This is a genomic window from Streptomyces sp. TLI_105 (genome assembly GCF_900105415.1).
Taxonomy (GTDB): Bacteria; Actinomycetota; Actinomycetes; order Streptomycetales; family Streptomycetaceae; genus Streptomyces.
In genome coordinates this window covers 153168-171021 of sequence record NZ_FNSM01000001.1, presented here as the reverse complement: position 1 = coordinate 171021, position 17854 = coordinate 153168, and the positions used below count along the sequence as shown (strand labels likewise).

Here is a 17854-nt window from a genome sequence, read left to right as displayed (position 1 = left end):
GAAGGCGTCGACGCGGGTGAGACCTGTGTACCGGCGGAGCGCGTGGACCACGCTCACCGGCTGGGGGATGCTGCTCAGCGCCGCGGGGGCGGTCGGCTGCGTGCTGTGGGGCGTCGGCCCGTACCCGCCGCTGGTCACCGAAACGGGCCTGGCCGCGCTGACCGTGGTCTTCGCCGTCGCCTGGATCGCCGCCTCCCTCCGGGCCCCGCAGCACACCGGCCTTCCCCCGGACAAAGGCCGCGCGCTGGTGTGGCTGGTCGCCTGGCTGGTGCCGCTGGCCACGATGGCCTGCTTCAACCTCGGGTTCATGGTGTCCCCGGAGTACGGGCGGGAGACCGAGCGCCTGGAAGCGGCCCGGTACGGGCAGTATTCCGTCACCGTCGCCCGGCTCGCAGGGGGCCCGATCCGCGGGCACAACGCCTCCGACGAGCCGGTGTACTTCGAGACCGACTTGGTCCTGCGTATCCCGTACGACAGCGGCCCGCGCGAGGTGACCGTGCCCAAGATGTACACCCGCTACGAGCCGCCGAAGGCGGGCACGAGGATCGACGTCTACTGCGCACCGGGCGACCCCCGCCCGGACTCGCCGGTCCTGGAGGACGGCCGCCGCTGGGGCACGGGTGTGATCGGCTCCCGAATGCTCATCATCACCCTCTTCCCGGTCATTTTTGCGGGGGCCATCCTGACGGGGACGCTCTCGTACGAAATGCCGCGTGGAGCACGGCGGTTCACCCCGCCCGTACACCTCCCCGCCCTCGGCATCCTCCTCCTCGGTCTGCTCCTCCTCCTGCCGACAGCCCTGGGCTGGGAGGCCGGCGGACTGGCCCGCCCGGCGGCCTTCCTGTCCTGTGTGACGCCGGGGGCCGCGCTGGCGTGGATCTGGCGCTCGTCCTTCTGATCGCTTCAGAATGAGTCGAGCTGTGGGTCTTGCACCCGCCGATCTTGGTCGGCAGGGTGTTCGGGGGCGTGCTGATCTTGTTCCGGACGACCTGCGGGAGAGGGCAGCCCCGCTGCTGCCACCCGCTCCCGAACGACGCAGCCGGCATACCGGGCGGCTTCGCGTTCCCGAGCCGATCTGCCGGGTCCTTGCGAGCACCCCTGCAAGACCGCCCCTGATCCACCCCGCAGCCGCGGTGTGACGGCCCCCTTCTCCCGAAGGGGGCCGTTCCGTCGTCTCGGCAGAGGCGGCCCTTTGTCCCGAGAGTGGGAGAAGTCCTGCCTGTTTCCTGCTCAAGTAGTTCCCAGGTCGGTGGAGCACTGCTACGTTCCTCTCGAAAGCCCGACGGATCGGCCGCCGCAGACAGGCATTGGGGCCCCCAGCCGGAGGCGGGGGAGGGGAGGGATTCGTGAGACGGATGACTGCTCGGCCCGCGAACGTGCACCAAGCGCGGCTGCTGCGCCTGTTGCGCGACGGAGGTCCCAACTCCCGTGCGCAGCTGGGCGATCTGGTGGACCTGTCCCGTTCCAAGCTGGCGGTCGAGGTGGACCGGCTGCTGGAGACGGGGCTGGTGGTCGCGGACGGGCTCGCCGCCTCGCGCGGCGGACGCCGCTCGCACAACCTCCGGCTCGCCCCGGCGCTGCGCTTTCTCGGGGTCGACATCGGGGCCACCTCGATCGATGTCGCCGTCACCAACGCCGAGCTGGAGGTCCTGGGACACCTGAACCAGCCCGTGGACGTCCGCGAAGGGCCCGTCGCCGTCTTCGAGCGGGCGCTGGCCATGGCGGACAAGCTGAAGGCCTCGGGGGTCGCGGAGGGTTTCGACGGCGCGGGCATCGGCGTGCCCGGTCCCGTCCGCTTCCCCGAGGGCGTGCCCGTCGCACCGCCGATCATGCCCGGCTGGGACGGCTTCCCCGTCCGCGAGGCCCTCAGCCAGGACCTCGGCTGCCCGGTGATGGTCGACAACGACGTGAACCTCATGGCGATGGGGGAGCAGCACGCGGGCGTCGCCCGCTCCGTCGGCGACTACCTCTGCGTCAAGATCGGTACCGGCATCGGCTGCGGCATCGTGATCGGCGGCCAGGTCTACCGCGGTACGACGGGCAGCGCCGGCGACATCGGACACATCCAGGTCCAGCCGGACGGACGGGCCTGCGCCTGCGGCAACCTGGGCTGCCTGGAAGCGCACTTCAGCGGTGCGGCGCTGGCCCGCGACGCGGAGGAAGCGGCGCGCTCGGGCCGGTCGGCGCAGCTCGCCGCTCGGCTGGAGGCGGCCGGGGAGCTGACCGCCGCGGACGTCTCGGCGGCCGCGGCGGCGGGCGACACCGTGGCCCTGGAGCTGATCCGCGAGGGCGGACAGCGGCTGGGCCAGGTCATCGCCGGGCTCGTCAGCTTCTTCAACCCGGGGCTCGTCGTCATCGGCGGCGGTGTCACCGGGCTCGGCCACACCCTGCTGGCCAGCATCCGCACCCAGGTCTACCGCCAGTCGCTACCGCTCGCGACCGGCAACCTCCCCATCGTGCTGGGCGAGTTGGGCCCCACCGCCGGAGTGATCGGCGCGGCCCGCCTCATCAGCGATCACGTCTTCTCACCGGCCTGATCCGGCCGGGCCCCGCCCGGCCCCATCACTCCTTCGGCAGCGGTACGCCGCACGCCGAAGCACGTACCACCGCATGACCCGGCATCACCGCATCACCGATCACCGCACAAGTAGCAGCACCGCAGCACCGCAGCACCGCACAAGCAGCGTCACCGCGCCTCCGACTCACCGCACCACCACGCCCCCACACCACGCAACGGTCCCGTGGCTGTCAGCCATGCCCGCTCACCCCGCACGCGCCGGCACGTCCAAGGCCGCGGGGCCCTGAGCCCTTCGCTTGTTCCCTCTCATCTCACGCCGCTCACCGTGCCCCGCTTCGCCCTGCCCGCTCACGGCCGTATCCGCCGAGGGGATCCCGATGGCATCACGCCCACCGCTGCTCACGATGAACCGCATCACCAAGTCGTTCCCCGGCGTCCGCGCCCTGGACGGCGTGGACCTCGAAGTCCACGTCGGCGAGGTCCACTGCCTCCTCGGCCAGAACGGCGCCGGCAAGTCGACCCTCATCAAGGTCCTCGCCGGAGCCCACCAGCCCGACGAGGGCGAGATCACCTGGGGCGGCGAGCCGGTCTCCCTGACCTCTCCGATCGCGGCCATGCGGCTGGGGATCGCCACCATCTACCAGGAGCTGGACCTGGTCGGCGGGTTGTCCGTCGCCGAGAACGTGTTCCTCGGGAACGAGCCGACCTCCGCCGGGTTCGTCGTGCGCGGTGCCCGGGCCCGCGCGGCCGCCGGACGGCTGCTTGAGCGCCTCGGGCACCCGGAGATCGATCCGGCCCGACTCGTCGGCGAGCTGTCCGCCGCCCAGCAGCAGATCGTCTCCATGGCCCGCGCGCTCTCCCACGAGGTGCGGCTGATCGTCATGGACGAGCCGTCCGCCGCGCTCGACCCCGACGAGGTCGACAACCTCTTCCGGATCGTCGCCGAACTCACCGCCGACGGCGTCGCCGTCGTGTACATCTCCCACCGGCTGGAGGAGATCCGCCGCATCGGCGACCGGGTCACGGTCCTGAAGGACGGCCGCTCCGTCGCCGGCGGCCTGCCGGCGGACACCACCCCGACCCGCGACATCGTCGCCCTCATGACCGGCCGCACCGTCGAGCACGTCTTCCCCGACCGCCCCGACGGAACCGACGGCGCCGCCGCTGCCCGGGACCCCGTCCTCAGGGTCGAGGGCCTCACCCGTGGTGGCGAGTTCGCCCCCCTCGACCTCGAACTGCGGCCCGGCGAGATCGTCGGCCTCGCCGGACTGGTCGGCTCCGGCCGCAGCGAGATCCTGGAGACGATCTACGGGGCGCGCAGGCCCGACGCGGGCCGTGTCCTCGTCGACGGCTTCCCGCTGCGCCCGGGCAACGTCCGCGCCGCCGTCCGCGCCGGGATCGGACTGGCCCCCGAGGAACGCAAGGCGCAGGCCCTGCTGATGCTGGAGTCCGTCGGCAGCAACGTCTCGGTCTCCACCCTCTCCCGCTACTCCCGCGCGGGCTGGCTCGACCGGCGTGCCGAGCGCGCCGCCGCGCACCGGGCGGTGCGCGACCTGTCGCTGCGGCCCGACGACCCGGACGCGGCGATCAGGACGCTGTCCGGCGGCAACCAGCAGAAGGCCGTGCTCGCGCGCTGGCTGCTGCGCGGCTGCAAGGTGCTGCTGCTGGACGAGCCGACCCGGGGCGTCGACATCGGCGCCCGGGCGGAGCTCTACGCCGTGATACGCCGGCTGGCCGACGAAGGACTGGCGGTACTGCTCGTCTCCAGCGAGGTTCCCGAGGTCCTCGGGCTCGCCGACCGCGTGCTGGTGCTCCGCGAAGGCTCCGTCGTGCACACGGCGCGGGCCCGGGAGCTCGACGAGCACCGCGTACTCGATCTCGTGATGGAAGGGAACCCGACGCCATGACGCAGCCGGCCTCCGCCGCGCGGAAGGACACGCCGATGTCCGCCGCCACCTCCGCCACCGGCAGGAAGGGGACCCACCGACCGGCGCTGATGCGGTGGGACGTGCGCAGCATGTCGCTGCTCGGCGTCCTCGTCGCCCTCGTCGCCGTCGGCGGCATCACCCAGCCCGACTCCTTCCTCGCCATCAGCAACCTCCAACTCGTCCTGACCCAGGCGTCGGTCATCGGCGTCGTCACCGTCGGCATGACGTTCGTCATCACCAGCGGCGGCATCGACCTGTCGGTCGGTGCGATCGTGGCCCTCGCGTCCGTGTGGGCGACGACCGTGGCCACCCAGGAGTTCGGCTTCGCGGGCATCCTCTTCACCGCGGTGCTCGTCGGCGTCGGCTGCGGCCTCGTGAACGGGCTGCTGATCGCGTACGGCGGCATGGTGCCGTTCATCGCCACCCTGGCCATGCTGGCCTCCGCCCGGGGTCTCGCCCTCCAGATCACGGACGGCAGGACCCAGATGGTGACCGTGACCGACGTCCTCGACCTCGGCGTCAAGGACGCCTACGTCCTCGGCGTCCCGCCGCTCGTCCTCGTCTTCGCCGCCGTGACCGTCATCGGATGGCTGCTGCTCAACCGGACCACGTTCGGCCGCCGCACCGTCGCCGTCGGCGGCAACGCGGAAGCAGCCCGGCTCGCCGGCATCGACGTGCGCCGGCAGCGCCTGTACCTGTACCTGCTGTCCGGCCTGTGCTGCGGGATCGCCGCGTTCATGCTCATCGTCCTGGCCGGATCCGGCCAGAACACCAACGGCAACCTGTACGAACTCGACGCCATCGCCGCCGCCATCATCGGCGGCACCCTCCTCAGCGGCGGACGCGGCACCATCGTCGGCTCCGTCCTCGGCGTCCTGATCTTCACGACCATCACCAACATCTTCGCCCTCAACAACCTGGAGACGGCGGTCCAGCAGATCGCCAAGGGCGCGATCATCGTGGCCGCCGTCCTCGTCCAGCGCCGCACCCTGCGCGGCGGCGACGCCTGACCGGCCTCCCCGCACTCCTCCTCGTAACTCCTCCCCGCACCCCTCCTCGACACGACACGACACGACACGACCCGACCGAGCCGCCCCGCCCAGCTGAAGGGTTGATCCGCCATGTCCCGAACCGCCCCCAGCCGCAGAGGACTTCTGTTCGGCACCGCCGCCGTCTCCGTCGGAGCCCTGCTGACCGCCTGCACCAGCAACGAGCCCAAGCAGCAGGAACAGCCGGCCGGCAACACCCCGGCCGCCGCCGACAAGCCCGGCAAGCCCGTCACCATCGGCTTCGCCGGCCCCCAGGCCGACCACGGCTGGCTCAACGCCATCAACCAGAACGCCAAGTCCCGCGCCGCGAAGTACTCCGACGTCACCCTGGAGATCACCGAGGGCTCCAACGACACCGCCGCCCAGATCGGTCAGGTGCAGACCCTCATCAACAAGAAGGTCGATGTCCTCGTCATCCTGCCCGCCGACGGCAAGGCGCTCACCCAGGTCGGCCTCCAGGCGATGCGGGCCGGCATCCCCGTCGTCAACCTGGACCGCGTCTTCGCCTCCCCGCAGGCGTACCGCTGCTGGATCGGCGGAGACAACTACGGCATGGGGCTCAACGCCGGCACCTACATCGGCGAGCAGCTCAAGGACAAGCCGAACGCCAAGGTCGTCGAACTCGCCGGCCTGGACAACCTCGAACTCACCCGGCAGCGCACCCAGGGCTTCGACGACGCTCTGAAGAACTACCCCAACATCACCAAGGTCGCCCGCCAGGCCGCCGACTTCACCGTCGAGTCCGGCCAGGCCAAGATGGCCCAGCTCCTCCAGGCACAGCCCGCGTTCGACGCGCTGTGGAACCACGACGACGACCAGGGCGTCGGCGCGCTCCGCGCCATCGCGCAGGCCGGCCGTGACGACTTCCTGATGGTCGGCGGAGCCGGGGCCAGGTCCGCGATGGACGCCATCAAGGCCGGGACCGGCGTCCTCAGGGCCACCGTCCTCTACCCGCCGACCATGGCCGCATCCGCCATCGACCTGGCCCGCGCGCTCGGCCAGGGCAAGGGCGTGGGCGGTCTGGCGGAGCTGGAGATCCCGTCCTCGCTGACGCTCTACTCCGCCGTCGTCACCAAGGAGAACGTCGACGACTACCTGCCCACCGGCTTCAACTGACCGGATCCGGGCTCCCGGGGGATGCCCGGCCTCGCAGCACACCGACGACTCAGTGACTCTCCGACCAGGAGGAACCGTATGGAACAGCGGGACAGCGACGCGACCGCGCCGCCCGGACTCGGCGTCGGCATGGTGGGGTACGCGTTCATGGGCGCCGCGCACTCACAGGGCTGGCGCAACGTGAGCCGTGTGTTCGACCTGCCGCTGCGGCCCGTCCTCGCGGCGATCGCGGGCCGGGACGCGGGCGCCGTCCGGACCGCCGCCCAGCGGCACGGCTGGGCGGCGGCGGAGACGGACTGGCGTGCCCTGATCGCCCGGGACGACGTGCAGCTCGTCGACATCTGCACCCCGGGGGACAGCCATGCGGAAATCGCGATCGCGGCGCTGGAGGCCGGCAAGCACGTCCTGTGCGAGAAGCCGCTCGCGAACTCGGTGGCCGAGGCCGAGGCCATGGCCACCGCCGCCGAGGCCGCCCGCGCCCGCGGCCAGGTGGCGATGGTCGGCTTCAACTACCGGCGCGTGCCCGCCCTTTCGTACGCCCGCCGTCTCATCGCCGAGGGCCGGCTCGGCACCCTGCGCCACGTCCGGGTGAGCTACCTCCAGGACTGGCTGGTCGATCCCGACTTCCCGCTGACCTGGCGGCTGGAGCGCGAGCACGCCGGGTCGGGGGCGCTGGGCGACCTCGGAGCGCACATCGTCGACCTCGCGCAGTACCTGGCGGGGGAGCCTGTCGTCGGGGTGTCCGCCCAGACGGAGACCTTCGTACGAGAACGGCCCCGGCTCGCCGCGGCGACCGGCCTGGCCGCACCGTCCGGGCAGGCCGCCACCGGCGCCCCGCGCGGGCCGGTGACTGTCGACGACGCGGCCGTCTTCACCGGACGGCTCGCCTCGGGGGCGCTCGCCGCCTTCGAGGCGAGCCGGATGGCCTCCGGCCGCAAGAACCAGCTCCGGCTGGAGATCAACGGGGAGCGGGGCTCGCTCGCCTTCGACCTGGAGCGGCTCAACGAGCTCTCCTTCCACGACCACCGCGAGCCCGCCGCCACCGCGGGCTTCCGGCGGATCCTCGTCACCGAGGCCGAGCACCCGTACCTGGAGGCGTGGTGGCCGCCCGGCCACACCCTCGGCTACGAACACACCTTCACCCACCAGGCCCGCGACCTGGTCACCGCGATCGGCGCCGGCACCGACCCGTCGCCGTCCTTCGCCGACGGGCTGCGGGTGCAGCGGGTGCTCGCCGCGGTCGAGGAGAGCGCCCGGAAGAACGCCGTCTACACACCCGTCCAGGAAGTGCCGGCCGAGGTCCGCTAGAGGACCGCCCGCACACCGTTTGGAGGCTTCATGCCGCGTCCGTTCACGCTCTTCACCGGCCAGTGGGCCGACCTGCCGCTGGAGGAGGTCTGCCGGCTCGCCCGCGACTTCGGCTACGACGGCCTCGAACTCGCCTGCTGGGGCGACCACTTCGAGGTCGACAAGGCTCTCGCCGACCCGTCGTACCTGGCGGGCCGGCACGCCCTGCTCGACAAGTACGGCCTCAAGTGCTGGGCGATCTCCAACCACCTGGTGGGCCAGGCGGTCTGCGACCATCCGATCGACGAGCGACACCAGGGCATCCTGCCGGCCCGGATCTGGGGCGACGGCGAACCCGAGGCCGTGCGGCGACGGGCCGCCGCCGAGATGCGGGACACCGCGCGCGCCGCGGCCGCCTTCGGCGTCGACACCGTCGTCGGCTTCACCGGCTCCTCCATCTGGCACCTGGTGGCCATGTTCCCGCCCGTGCCGGAGCGCATGGTCGAGCGCGGGTACGAGGACTTCGCCGAGCGGTGGAACCCCGTCCTCGACGTCTTCGACGCCGAGGGGGTCCGCTTCGCCCACGAGGTCCACCCCGGGGAGATCGCCTACGACTACTGGACGACGCGCCGCGCCCTGGAAGCGGTGGACCATCGTCCGGCCTTCGGACTCAACTTCGACCCCAGCCACTTCGTCTGGCAGGACCTCGACCCGGTCGGCTTCCTGTACGACTTCCAGGACCGGATCTACCACGTCGACTGCAAGGAGGCGCGCAAGCGCCTCGACGGGCGCAACGGCCGGCTCGGCTCCCACCTGCCGTGGGGAGACCCGAGGCGCGGCTGGGACTTCGTGTCCGCCGGACACGGGGACGTGCCCTGGGAGGACGTCTTCCGCATGCTGCGGTCCATCGGCTACCGGGGCCCCGTGTCCGTCGAGTGGGAGGACGCCGGGATGGACCGGCTCACCGGCGCGCCCGAGGCGCTGGCCCATCTGAAGCGGTTCGACTTCGACCCGCCGGCCGCCTCGTTCGACGCGGCGTTCTCCGGCGGCGACCGGTAGGACCTCCCGGCCAGGCCCGGTGGCGAGGGGCGCCACCGGGCGGTCCGGCCTGCCCGCACACGGCTTTGTCCTGGTGCAGGAGAAAGTTCGACCGATCTACTGCGCAAGGGCTTTCCGTCGCGGACGAACGCGGCTACGGTCCCCTCACATCACCACCACGGCTCCTCGCCCCACCGCACAGCCGGCCCGGGAGCGACCACCCCGTCCCCCGGCCCGCCCCCACCCGAACCCGTCGGGACCGAGCAAGGGCCCCGCCCCGCACAGCGCCCCCGCCCCGCTCCTCGCACCTCACCGCCGGGCGGCCCGCGCCGCCCGCACCGCAGAGGCGCCGCGCCCCACCCCCAGCCCTCCACCCACGCACCCAACGACCTGGCAAGGAGGCAGCCCGTGACTGACACCCACGCACGCACCGGAGTCTGGTTCGCCGGAGCGCGCGGCTCCGTGGCGACCACGGCCGTCGCCGGATGCGCCGCCGTCCGCGCCGGACTCCACCCGGCGACCGGCATGGTCACCGAGACGCCCGCGTTCGCCGGCACCGGGCTGCCGTCCCTGGCCGCGCTCGTCTTCGGCGGCCACGACATCGCGTCCTGCCCGCTCCCCAAGCGCGCCGAGCAGCTCACCGGCGCCGGCGTGCTCCCGCAGGGGCTCGCCGCCGCCGTCCACGCCGAACTCGCCGCCGCCGACGAGGAGATACGCACCGGAGGCCCCCTCCCGGACGACCCCCGCACCGACACCGAACTCATCGCCGACCTCGCCGCCGACCTCGTGTCCTTCCGCGGCCGCCACGCACTGGCACGCGTGGTCGTCGTCAACGTCTCCTGCACGGAGCCGCCGCCCGCGCCCGACGCCGAACGATTGCCGCCCAGCTCCCTCTACGCCGCCGCGGCCCTGCGGGCCGGCTGCCCGTACGTCGACTTCACCCCGTCCACCGGGCTGCGCACCCCGGACCTCTCGGCCGCCGCGACCGCCACCGGACTGCCCCACGCGGGCCGCGACGGCAAGACCGGTCAGACGCTGCTGCGCTCCGTGCTCGCCCCGATGTTCGTCCAGCGGGCCCTGGACGTACGGGCCTGGTCCGGCACCAACCTGTTGGGCGGGGGAGACGGGGCGACGCTGGCCGACCCCGCCGCCGCGGCGGCGAAGAACGCCGGCAAGGAACGCGTCCTCACGGAAACGCTCGGCCATCGGCCGGAGGGCCAGGTCCACATCGACGACGTCCCCGCGCTCGGCGACTGGAAGACGGCCTGGGACCACATCGCCTTCGAGGGCTTCCTCGGATCGCGGATGATCCTCCAGACCATCTGGCAGGGCTGCGACTCCGCACTCGCCGCGCCCCTCGTCCTCGACCTGGCCCGCCTGGTCGCCCGCGCCCACGAAGCCGGGATCTCCGGGCCGCTCCCGGAGCTCGGCTTCTACTTCAAGGACCCGGACGGGGGGCCCGCCGGCCTCGCGGAACAGTTCGCCGAGCTGTTGGCCTTCGCCGACCGACTGCGGGAGGCGAAGTGACGCGCCCCGGCCGCCCGGACCGCGCCGAGCGGAGCGGGCCCAAGTCCGAAGAGGGACGCGGCCGTACGGTCGCACCCGTGTCCGGCCCCGAGCCTGCGCCCCCGTCCGGCCCTGCGCCGGCCGTCGGCTCCTTGCCGGTGCCCGCGCCCGAGTCCGGCCTCGCCCAGGGCGGCGGTCGGATCCGGGCCTGGGCCGAACTGCTGCGCGTCTCCGCGCTGTTCAGCGTGCCCGGGGACGCGCTCGCCGGCGCCGCGGCCGTCGGTCTGCGGCCCGGCCGGGGGACGGCGTACGCGGTCGGCGCGTCGCTCTGCCTGTACGAGGCGGGCATGGCGCTCAACGACTGGGCCGACCGCGAGGAGGACGCCGTCGACCGACCCCACCGCCCCCTGCCCTCCGGCCGGATCGCCCCGGCCGCGGCGCTGGGCGCGGCCGGCCTCCTGACCGCCGCCGGCCTCGCCCTCGCCTCTCGTGCCGGCCGCCCGGCCCTCACCGTGGCCGCCGCCCTGGCCGGCACGGTGTGGGCCTACGACCTCCGCCTCAAGCACACGTCCGCCGCACCCGCCGTCATGGCCACCGCCCGCGCCCTCGACCTCGTCCTGGGCGCGACGGCCACGGGCTCCGCACCGAGACGGACCGCCGTGACGGCGGTCCGGCATGCCCCCGGCCCCGTCGCGTCAGCGCCGGTCGCGCGACGCGGTGCGGCGGCTCGTACCGGACTCCGGGTCGCGGCGTCCGCGGGTGCGCTCGCCGTTCATACGTACGCCGTCACCGCCGTGTCCCGGCACGAGGCGCAGGGTGGTTCGACGCTCGCCCCGCTCGGGGCCCTCGCCACGACGTCCGCGCTCGGGGCCGTCACCGCCCTCCGGGCGCTCCGGAAGCCGGGCGGCGCGGCGGCGCTCGTACCGCTGTTGCCCGCCGCCCTGTACGTCGGCACCACCGCGGTGCCCCTGCTCCACGCCGCGCTCAACCCGTCCTCGTCCCTCACCCAGCGCGCCGTCGGCAGCGGGATCCGCGCCATGATCCCGCTCCAGGCCGCGCTCGCGGCCCGAGCCGGGGCGGTCGGCACCGGGATCGGCGTGCTGGGGCTCGCTCCCCTCGCCCGCACCCTCGCAGGGAAGGTGAGCGCCACATGAGCGAACGGCAGCGACTCCGCCTCGGGTACGGCACCAACGGGCTCACCGACCTCCGTCTCGACGACGCCCTCGGGCTGCTCGCGGACCTGGGCTATGACGGCGTCGGGCTCACGCTCGACCACATGCACCTGGATCCGCTCGCGCCCGGCCTCGCCGCCCGTACCGCCCGGGTCGCCCGCCGGCTCGGCGCGCTCGGACTCACCGCGACCGTCGAGACCGGAGCCCGGTACGTGCTCGACCCGCGCCGCAAGCACGGCCCCTCGCTGCTCGACGCCGACCCGCGGGACCGCGCCGCCCGGGGCCGCCTGCTGCTCACGGCGGTCAGGGTCGCGGCGGACCTCGGGGCGCACGCCGTGCACTGCTTCAGCGGCGTCACCCCGCCGGGCACCGACGACGCCACGGCCTGGCGGCGCCTGACGGAGGCGCTGGCGCCCGTGCTCGACGCCGCCGCCGACGCCGGCGTGCCGCTCGCGATCGAACCCGAGCCGGGACACCTCCTCGCCACCCTCGACGACTTCCACCGGCTGCGCGCCGCACTCGGCGACCCCGCGCCCCTCGGCCTCACCCTCGACATCGGCCACTGCCAGTGTCTGGAGGCGCCGCCGCCCGCCGCGTGCGTCCGAGCGGCGGCACCCTGGCTGCGGCACGTGCAGATCGAGGACATGCGGCGCGGTGTGCACGAGCACCTGCCGTTCGGCGAGGGCGAGATCGATTTCCCGCCCGTCCTCGACGCCCTCGCGGCCACCGGTTACCAGGGCCTCACCGTCGTCGAACTGCCCCGTCACTCGCACGCCGGCCCGCAACTGGCCGCGGCATCCGCCGCGTTCCTGCGCGACGCGGCCGCAGCCGCCGCGAAGGGGGCGCCGGCATGCTGACGCCACCACTGTCCCGGACCCGCGCGGACATCGCGGCCCGGCTGCCCGACGACCACGCCCGCGCCTGGTTCGCCGAGGCCCTCGCGGACGCCACCCGAGCCGCGACAGCACCGCAGGCACCGCCCGCGTCCCGCCCCGCGCATCCCGCCTGGCAGCTGCGCTTCGTCACCGCCGGCCGGCACTGCGGCCAGGACGCCGCGGACGCCGTACGGGCCCTGCTGCTGATCGAGGCCCGGGCCGGTACGGAGACGCTGACCCGCCTCTACCGGGAAGGCAGCGCCGCCGAGCGCCGCGCGGTGCTGCACGCCTTGCCCTCCCTCGTCGACGGCCCGCAGGCCACGCCCCTCGTGGACGACGCCCTGCGCACGCACGACACCCGACTGATCGCCGCCGCCGTCGGCCCCTACGCCGCAGCCCACCTGGCCCCGCACGTCTGGCGTCACGCCGTCCTGAAGTGCCTCTTCACCGGCGTCCCGCTGAGCGCCGTGGCCGACCTGGCGCGGCGGGCCGCCGGCGATGCGGAACTCGCCCGCATGCTCGCCGCCCACGCCGCCGAACGCACCGCGGCGGGCCGGGAGGTCCCCCGCGATCTCCGCCACGCCCTGACCCTGACCGGCGTACCGACCGAGGAGCCGTGATGCGCATCTTCGAGCCGCACATCCACATGACGTCGCGCACCACCGACGACTACGAGGCGATGTACGCGGCGGGCGTCCGCGCCGTGGTCGAACCGGCCTTCTGGCTCGGTCAGGCGCGCACCTCTCCCGCCAGCTTCTTCGACTACTTCGACGCGCTGCTCGGCTGGGAGCCGTTCCGCGCCGCCCAGTACGGCATCGCCCACCACTGCACGATCGGGCTCAACCCCAAGGAGGCCAACGACCCGCGCTGCACGCCCGTCCTCGACGAGCTGCCCCGCTACCTCGTCAAGGACTCCGTCGTCGCCGTCGGCGAGCTCGGTTACGACGCGATGACCCCTGCCGAGGACACCGCGCTCGCTGCCCAGCTCCAGCTCGCCGCCGACCACGGCCTGCCCGCCCTCGTCCACACCCCGCACCGGGACAAGCTCGCCGGACTCCGCCGGACCCTCGACGTCGTCCGCGAGTCGGCCCTGCCCGTCGAGCGGACCCTCCTCGACCACCTCAACGAGACGACCGTCGCCGCCGCGGCGGACAGCGGCTGCTGGCTCGGCTTCTCCGTCTACCCCGACACCAAGATGGACACGGACCGCATGGTGACCATCCTGCGGACCTTCGGCACCGAGAGGATCCTCGTCAACTCGGCCGCCGACTGGGGCAGGAGCGATCCGCTGAAGACCCGCGAGGTCGCCGACGCCATGCTCGCCGCAGGCTTCACCGACGACGACGTCGACCGGGTCCTGTGGCGCAACCCCGTCGCCTTCTACGGACTCAGCGGCCGGCTCCAGCTCGACGTCCCCGCCCCGGACGCCCTGCACGAGGGCAATTCCGTGCTGCGCGGCGGGGAATGAGGAGGGACCCGTGCGCTTCCGCCACCCGGACGGCACCCTCGTCCACCTCTCCTACTGCACCAACGTCCACCCCGCCGAGACCCTCGACGGCGTCCTCGCCCAGCTCCGCGACCACTGCGAGCCGGTGCGCCGACGCCTCGGCCGCGACCGGCTCGGCATCGGCCTCTGGCTCGCCAAGGACGCCGCCCACGCCCTGGTCGACGACCCGGTGGCGCTGCGCGGGCTCCAGACCGAGCTGGACCGCCGAGGCCTCGAAGTCGTCACCCTCAACGGCTTTCCCTACGAGGGCTTCGGCGCCGAGGCGGTCAAACACCGCGTCTACCGCCCCGACTGGACCGAGCCGGAGCGCCTCGCCCACACCACCGACCTCGCCCGCCTCCTCGCCGCCCTGCTCCCCGACGACGTCGCCGAGGGAAGCGTCTCCACCCTGCCGCTCGCCTGGCGCACCGGCTTCGACGAGCGCGCCGCCGCCACCGCCCGAGTCGCCCTCACCACTCTGACGGAACGGCTCGACGCACTGGAGGAGCTGACCGGCAAGTCCGTCCGCATCGCCCTCGAACCCGAACCGGGCTGCGTGGTGGAGACCACCGCCGACGCCATCGGACCGCTCACCGGCCTGCCCGGTGACCGCGTCGGCGTCTGCGTCGACACCTGCCACCTCGCGACCTCCTTCGAGGACCCGGCCACGGCGCTCGCCGCGCTCGACGCCGCCGGCATCGGCGTCCCCAAGGCCCAGCTCTCCACCGCCCTGCACGCCGAACACCCCCACCGGCCCGACGTACGCGCCGCGCTCGCCGCCTTCGCCGAACCGCGCTTCCTGCACCAGACCCGCACGGCCACCACCGCGGGACTCCGCGGCACCGACGACCTGCCCGAAGCGCTCGCGGGGAACACCCTGCCCGACACGGCCCCCTGGCGCGCCCACTTCCACGTCCCCCTGCACGCCCCGCCCGCCCCGCCGCTCACCTCCACGCTCCCCGTCCTCAAGGACGCCCTGGACCTTCTGGTCGGCGGCGCCCACCCCCGCACCCGCCACCTGGAGGTCGAGACGTACACCTGGCAGGCCCTCCCGCCCGGAGCGCGGCCCCGCACCCGCGGCCGCCTCGCCGACGGCATCGCCGCCGAACTCACCCTCGCCCGCGACCTGCTCACCGACCTCGGCCTGAAGGAGCTCCCGTGACCGACGCGAAGCCCCCGGCCGACGGGCGCCCGTCCCCCCTCCTCGTCCTCGACGTCGTCGGCCTCACCCCCCGGCTCCTCGACCACATGCCACGCCTCCGCGCCCTCGCCGACTCCGGCTCGCGGGCGCCCCTCTCCACCGTGCTGCCCGCCGTCACCTGCGCCGCCCAGTCCACCTTCCTCACCGGCACCCCGCCCGCCGAGCACGGCATCGTCGGCAACGGCTGGTACTTCCGCGAACTCGGCGACGTCCTGCTGTGGCGCCAGCACAACGGCCTGGTCGCCGGCGACAAGATCTGGGACGCCGCCCGCCGCGTCCACCCCGGTTACACCGTCGCCAACATCTGTTGGTGGTACGCGATGGGCGCCGACACCGACATCACCGTCACCCCCCGTCCCGTCTACTACGCCGACGGGCGCAAGGAACCCGACTGCTACACCCGCCCTCCGGCCCTCCACGACGAACTCACCACGGAGTTCGGCACGTTCCCCCTCTTCCACTTCTGGGGACCGGGGGCCTCCCTCGCCTCCAGCCGGTGGATCGCGGACGTCACCCGCCACATCACGCGCACCCGCCGCCCCGACCTGACGCTCTGCTACCTCCCGCATCTCGACTACGACCTCCAGCGGTACGGCCCCGACGACCCGCGCTCGCTCCGCGCGGCCGCCGAACTCGACGCGGTCATCGGGCCGTTGCTCGACGACGCCCGTGCCGAGGGCCGCACGGTCGTCGCCCTGTCCGAGTACGGGATCACCCGCGTCAGCCGCCCCGTCGACATCAACCGCGCCCTGCGGCGCGCCGGACTCCTCGACGTCCACACCCAGGACGGCATGGAGCACCTCGACCCGATGGCCTCCCGTGCCTTCGCCGTCGCCGACCACCAGCTCGCCCACGTCTACGTCCGCCGCCCCGAGGACCTCGCGGCCACCCGCGCCGCCCTCCAGAACCTGCCCGGCGTCGAGCGGCTCCTCGACGACGAGGGAAAGAAGGCGCATGGCCTGGACCACCCCCGCTCCGGCGAGCTGGTCGCCGTCGCCGAACCCGACGCCTGGTTCACGTACTACTACTGGCTGGACGACGCGCGCGCCCCCGACTTCGCCCGGCTCGTCGAGATCCACCGCAAGCCCGGCTACGACCCGGCCGAACTGTTCATGGACCCCCAGGACCCCTACGTACGGCTCAAGGCCGCGGCCGCCGTGGCCCGCAAGAAGGCCGGCCTGCGCTACCGCGTGGCGGTCGTGCCGCTGGACCCGTCACCCGTCCGCGGCAGCCACGGCCGGCTGCCCGCGAGCGACGCCGACGGCCCGCTCATCCTCTGCTCCGCCCCCGGCGTCCTGCCCGGCCGCACCGCGGCCACCGAGGTGAAGCCGCTCCTCCTGCGGCTCGCAGGCCTCGCCTGAGCCGGCGCGCCGCTCCCCGGACCGCCGCGCCCTCTGCCGGCCTGCTCCGCCGCCCGGCCCCGAGCTTTCCGGCCCCCAGGACGCACCCGTACCCCCGTCACAACGAAAGAGAGAACGCCGTGACCGTGTCCCCCGAAGAGACCACCGCCGGCGACGAGCTGCGCCGCACGCTCGGTGTCAGCCGCCGCCGCTTCCTCAGCACCTGCACGGCCACCGCGGCCGTGGCGATCGCCGCCCCCGTCTTCGGCTCCTCGCCCGCCCTGGCGCAGACCGAGCCCGCGACGGCCGACGACCGCGGCCGCTCCGCCCTCGTCCCGCCGGACAAGCGCGGACTCATCCTCTACACCGTCCGGGACGCGGTGGCACGCGACCCGCTCGCCTCCGACCTGCCGTCCGGTTTCCGCGAGGTGTTCCGGCAGCTGGCCCGGTACGGCTACCGGCAGGTGGAGTTCGCCGGGTACCGTCAGCACGCCAACGCCCCCGGCGGCGCGGACCTCGGCACCGTCGAGGGCGCGCGGCTGATGCGCTCCTGGCTCGACGAGTACGGGCTGCGCGCCCAGGGCAGCCACGGCTTCATCCCGAGCTCCTGGCCGCTCACCCCCGCCGACCTGGACGCGTTCCGTCGGGCCCTGGAGATCGCGAACATCCTCGGCATGGAGCACATGGGCACCGGCGGCGACCCCACCGGCAGCCCCTACCGCGCCGACTGGGACGTCGCCGCCGACAAGTGGAACACCCTGGGCGCCCTCGCCGCCCGGGAAGGGATCAAGCTCTACACCCACAACCACGACAGCGCCTACGACTTCCTCCTCGACGGCGGTCCGCTCGACGCCCAGGGCCGGCCGACCCGCAGCTCCGGCATCCGGAAGCTGGAGTACTTCCTGCAGGTCAGCGACGCCAGAAGCGTCTACCTGGAGCTGGACGTCTTCTGGGCCCACGTGGCCCAGTACAAGTTCCACACCTACACCGCCCACGACGGCTCCCGGCAAGAACAGATCTTCGACCCGGCCGGGCTCGTGGCCCGCCACACGCCCCGCTTCCCGCTCTTCCACGCCAAGGACGGCGTGATCAATCCGCAGAGCGGCATGGGCTACGACATGGTGCCGTTCGGCACCGGCGACATCGACTACCGGCGCTTCTTCACCCGGGTCGGGGCGAAGAACCGCCACCACCCGATGGTCGAACAGGACACCGCCCCGAGCGCCACCGTCCCCGGGCAGTCGCTGGAGTACGCCCGCATCGGCTACGACAACCTCGCCGCCCTCCGCGCCCACCGCTGACCACGACGCACCGTCCCGAACCAGTAGCGAAGGAGTT

Annotated in this window: 15 protein-coding genes; all 15 read left to right on the top strand. The window is 73.6% G+C overall.

Going from position 1 to position 17854, the window contains the following annotated elements; translation table 11 throughout:
• The first annotated feature begins 16 nt into the window (after window positions 1-16).
• The 15 genes from BLW86_RS00850 (at window position 17) to BLW86_RS00780 (ending at window position 17817) form a co-directional block, all read left to right on the top strand.
• Complete coding sequence (locus BLW86_RS00850) at window positions 17-898, top strand: hypothetical protein (protein ID WP_143060194.1); 882 nt, start codon at window positions 17-19, stop codon at window positions 896-898.
• A 457-nt stretch (window positions 899-1355) separates the two neighbouring features.
• A complete protein-coding gene (locus BLW86_RS00845) occupies window positions 1356-2537 on the top strand; it encodes an ROK family transcriptional regulator (RefSeq protein ID WP_093872217.1) in 1182 nt (393 codons plus the stop codon).
• Window positions 2538-2895: 358 nt separating this feature from the next.
• Window positions 2896-4425: a sugar ABC transporter ATP-binding protein gene (locus BLW86_RS00840; protein ID WP_093872216.1), complete on the top strand. Its 1530-nt coding sequence runs from the start codon at window positions 2896-2898 to the stop codon at window positions 4423-4425.
• On the top strand, window positions 4422-5456 hold the full coding sequence (locus BLW86_RS00835; protein ID WP_093872215.1) for an ABC transporter permease: 1035 nt from the start codon (window positions 4422-4424) through the stop codon (window positions 5454-5456). Before BLW86_RS00840 ends, BLW86_RS00835 begins: the two co-directional genes overlap by 4 nt.
• A gap of 111 nt (window positions 5457-5567) precedes the next feature.
• Window positions 5568-6611: a substrate-binding domain-containing protein gene (locus tag BLW86_RS00830; protein WP_093872214.1), complete on the top strand. Its 1044-nt coding sequence runs from the start codon at window positions 5568-5570 to the stop codon at window positions 6609-6611.
• A gap of 78 nt (window positions 6612-6689) precedes the next feature.
• Window positions 6690-7919, top strand: a complete 1230-nt coding sequence (locus tag BLW86_RS00825) for a Gfo/Idh/MocA family protein (protein WP_093872213.1) — start codon at window positions 6690-6692, stop codon at window positions 7917-7919.
• A gap of 30 nt (window positions 7920-7949) precedes the next feature.
• Window positions 7950-8957 carry a sugar phosphate isomerase/epimerase family protein gene (locus BLW86_RS00820; protein ID WP_093872212.1) on the top strand — a complete coding sequence of 336 codons (1008 nt, stop codon included), beginning with the start codon at window positions 7950-7952 and terminating at the stop codon, window positions 8955-8957.
• A gap of 387 nt (window positions 8958-9344) precedes the next feature.
• Window positions 9345-10463, top strand: coding sequence for an inositol-3-phosphate synthase (locus tag BLW86_RS00815; RefSeq protein ID WP_093872211.1), 1119 nt, complete (start codon window positions 9345-9347; stop codon window positions 10461-10463).
• 77 nt (window positions 10464-10540) lie between these two features.
• Window positions 10541-11596 carry an SCO3242 family prenyltransferase gene (locus BLW86_RS00810; RefSeq protein WP_371129428.1) on the top strand — a complete coding sequence of 352 codons (1056 nt, stop codon included), beginning with the start codon at window positions 10541-10543 and terminating at the stop codon, window positions 11594-11596.
• Entirely contained in the window at window positions 11593-12471 is an 879-nt protein-coding gene (locus BLW86_RS00805) for a sugar phosphate isomerase/epimerase family protein (RefSeq protein WP_093872210.1), read from the top strand. The genes BLW86_RS00810 and BLW86_RS00805 overlap by 4 nt, the downstream gene beginning before the upstream one ends.
• Entirely contained in the window at window positions 12465-13109 is a 645-nt protein-coding gene (locus BLW86_RS00800; RefSeq protein ID WP_177181511.1) for an EboA domain-containing protein, read from the top strand. Before BLW86_RS00805 ends, BLW86_RS00800 begins: the two co-directional genes overlap by 7 nt.
• Window positions 13109-13957 (top strand): TatD family hydrolase, encoded by an 849-nt coding sequence (locus tag BLW86_RS00795; protein WP_093872209.1) that lies wholly within the window; start codon window positions 13109-13111, stop codon window positions 13955-13957. The genes BLW86_RS00800 and BLW86_RS00795 overlap by 1 nt, the downstream gene beginning before the upstream one ends.
• Window positions 13958-13967: 10 nt before the next feature.
• Complete coding sequence (eboE, locus tag BLW86_RS00790) at window positions 13968-15137, top strand: metabolite traffic protein EboE (RefSeq protein ID WP_093872208.1); 1170 nt, start codon at window positions 13968-13970, stop codon at window positions 15135-15137.
• On the top strand, window positions 15134-16537 hold the full coding sequence (locus BLW86_RS00785; RefSeq protein WP_093872207.1) for an alkaline phosphatase family protein: 1404 nt from the start codon (window positions 15134-15136) through the stop codon (window positions 16535-16537). Before eboE ends, BLW86_RS00785 begins: the two co-directional genes overlap by 4 nt.
• A gap of 119 nt (window positions 16538-16656) precedes the next feature.
• Window positions 16657-17817, top strand: coding sequence for a sugar phosphate isomerase/epimerase family protein (locus BLW86_RS00780; protein WP_093872206.1), 1161 nt, complete (start codon window positions 16657-16659; stop codon window positions 17815-17817).
• The last annotated feature ends 37 nt before the right edge of the window (window positions 17818-17854 follow it).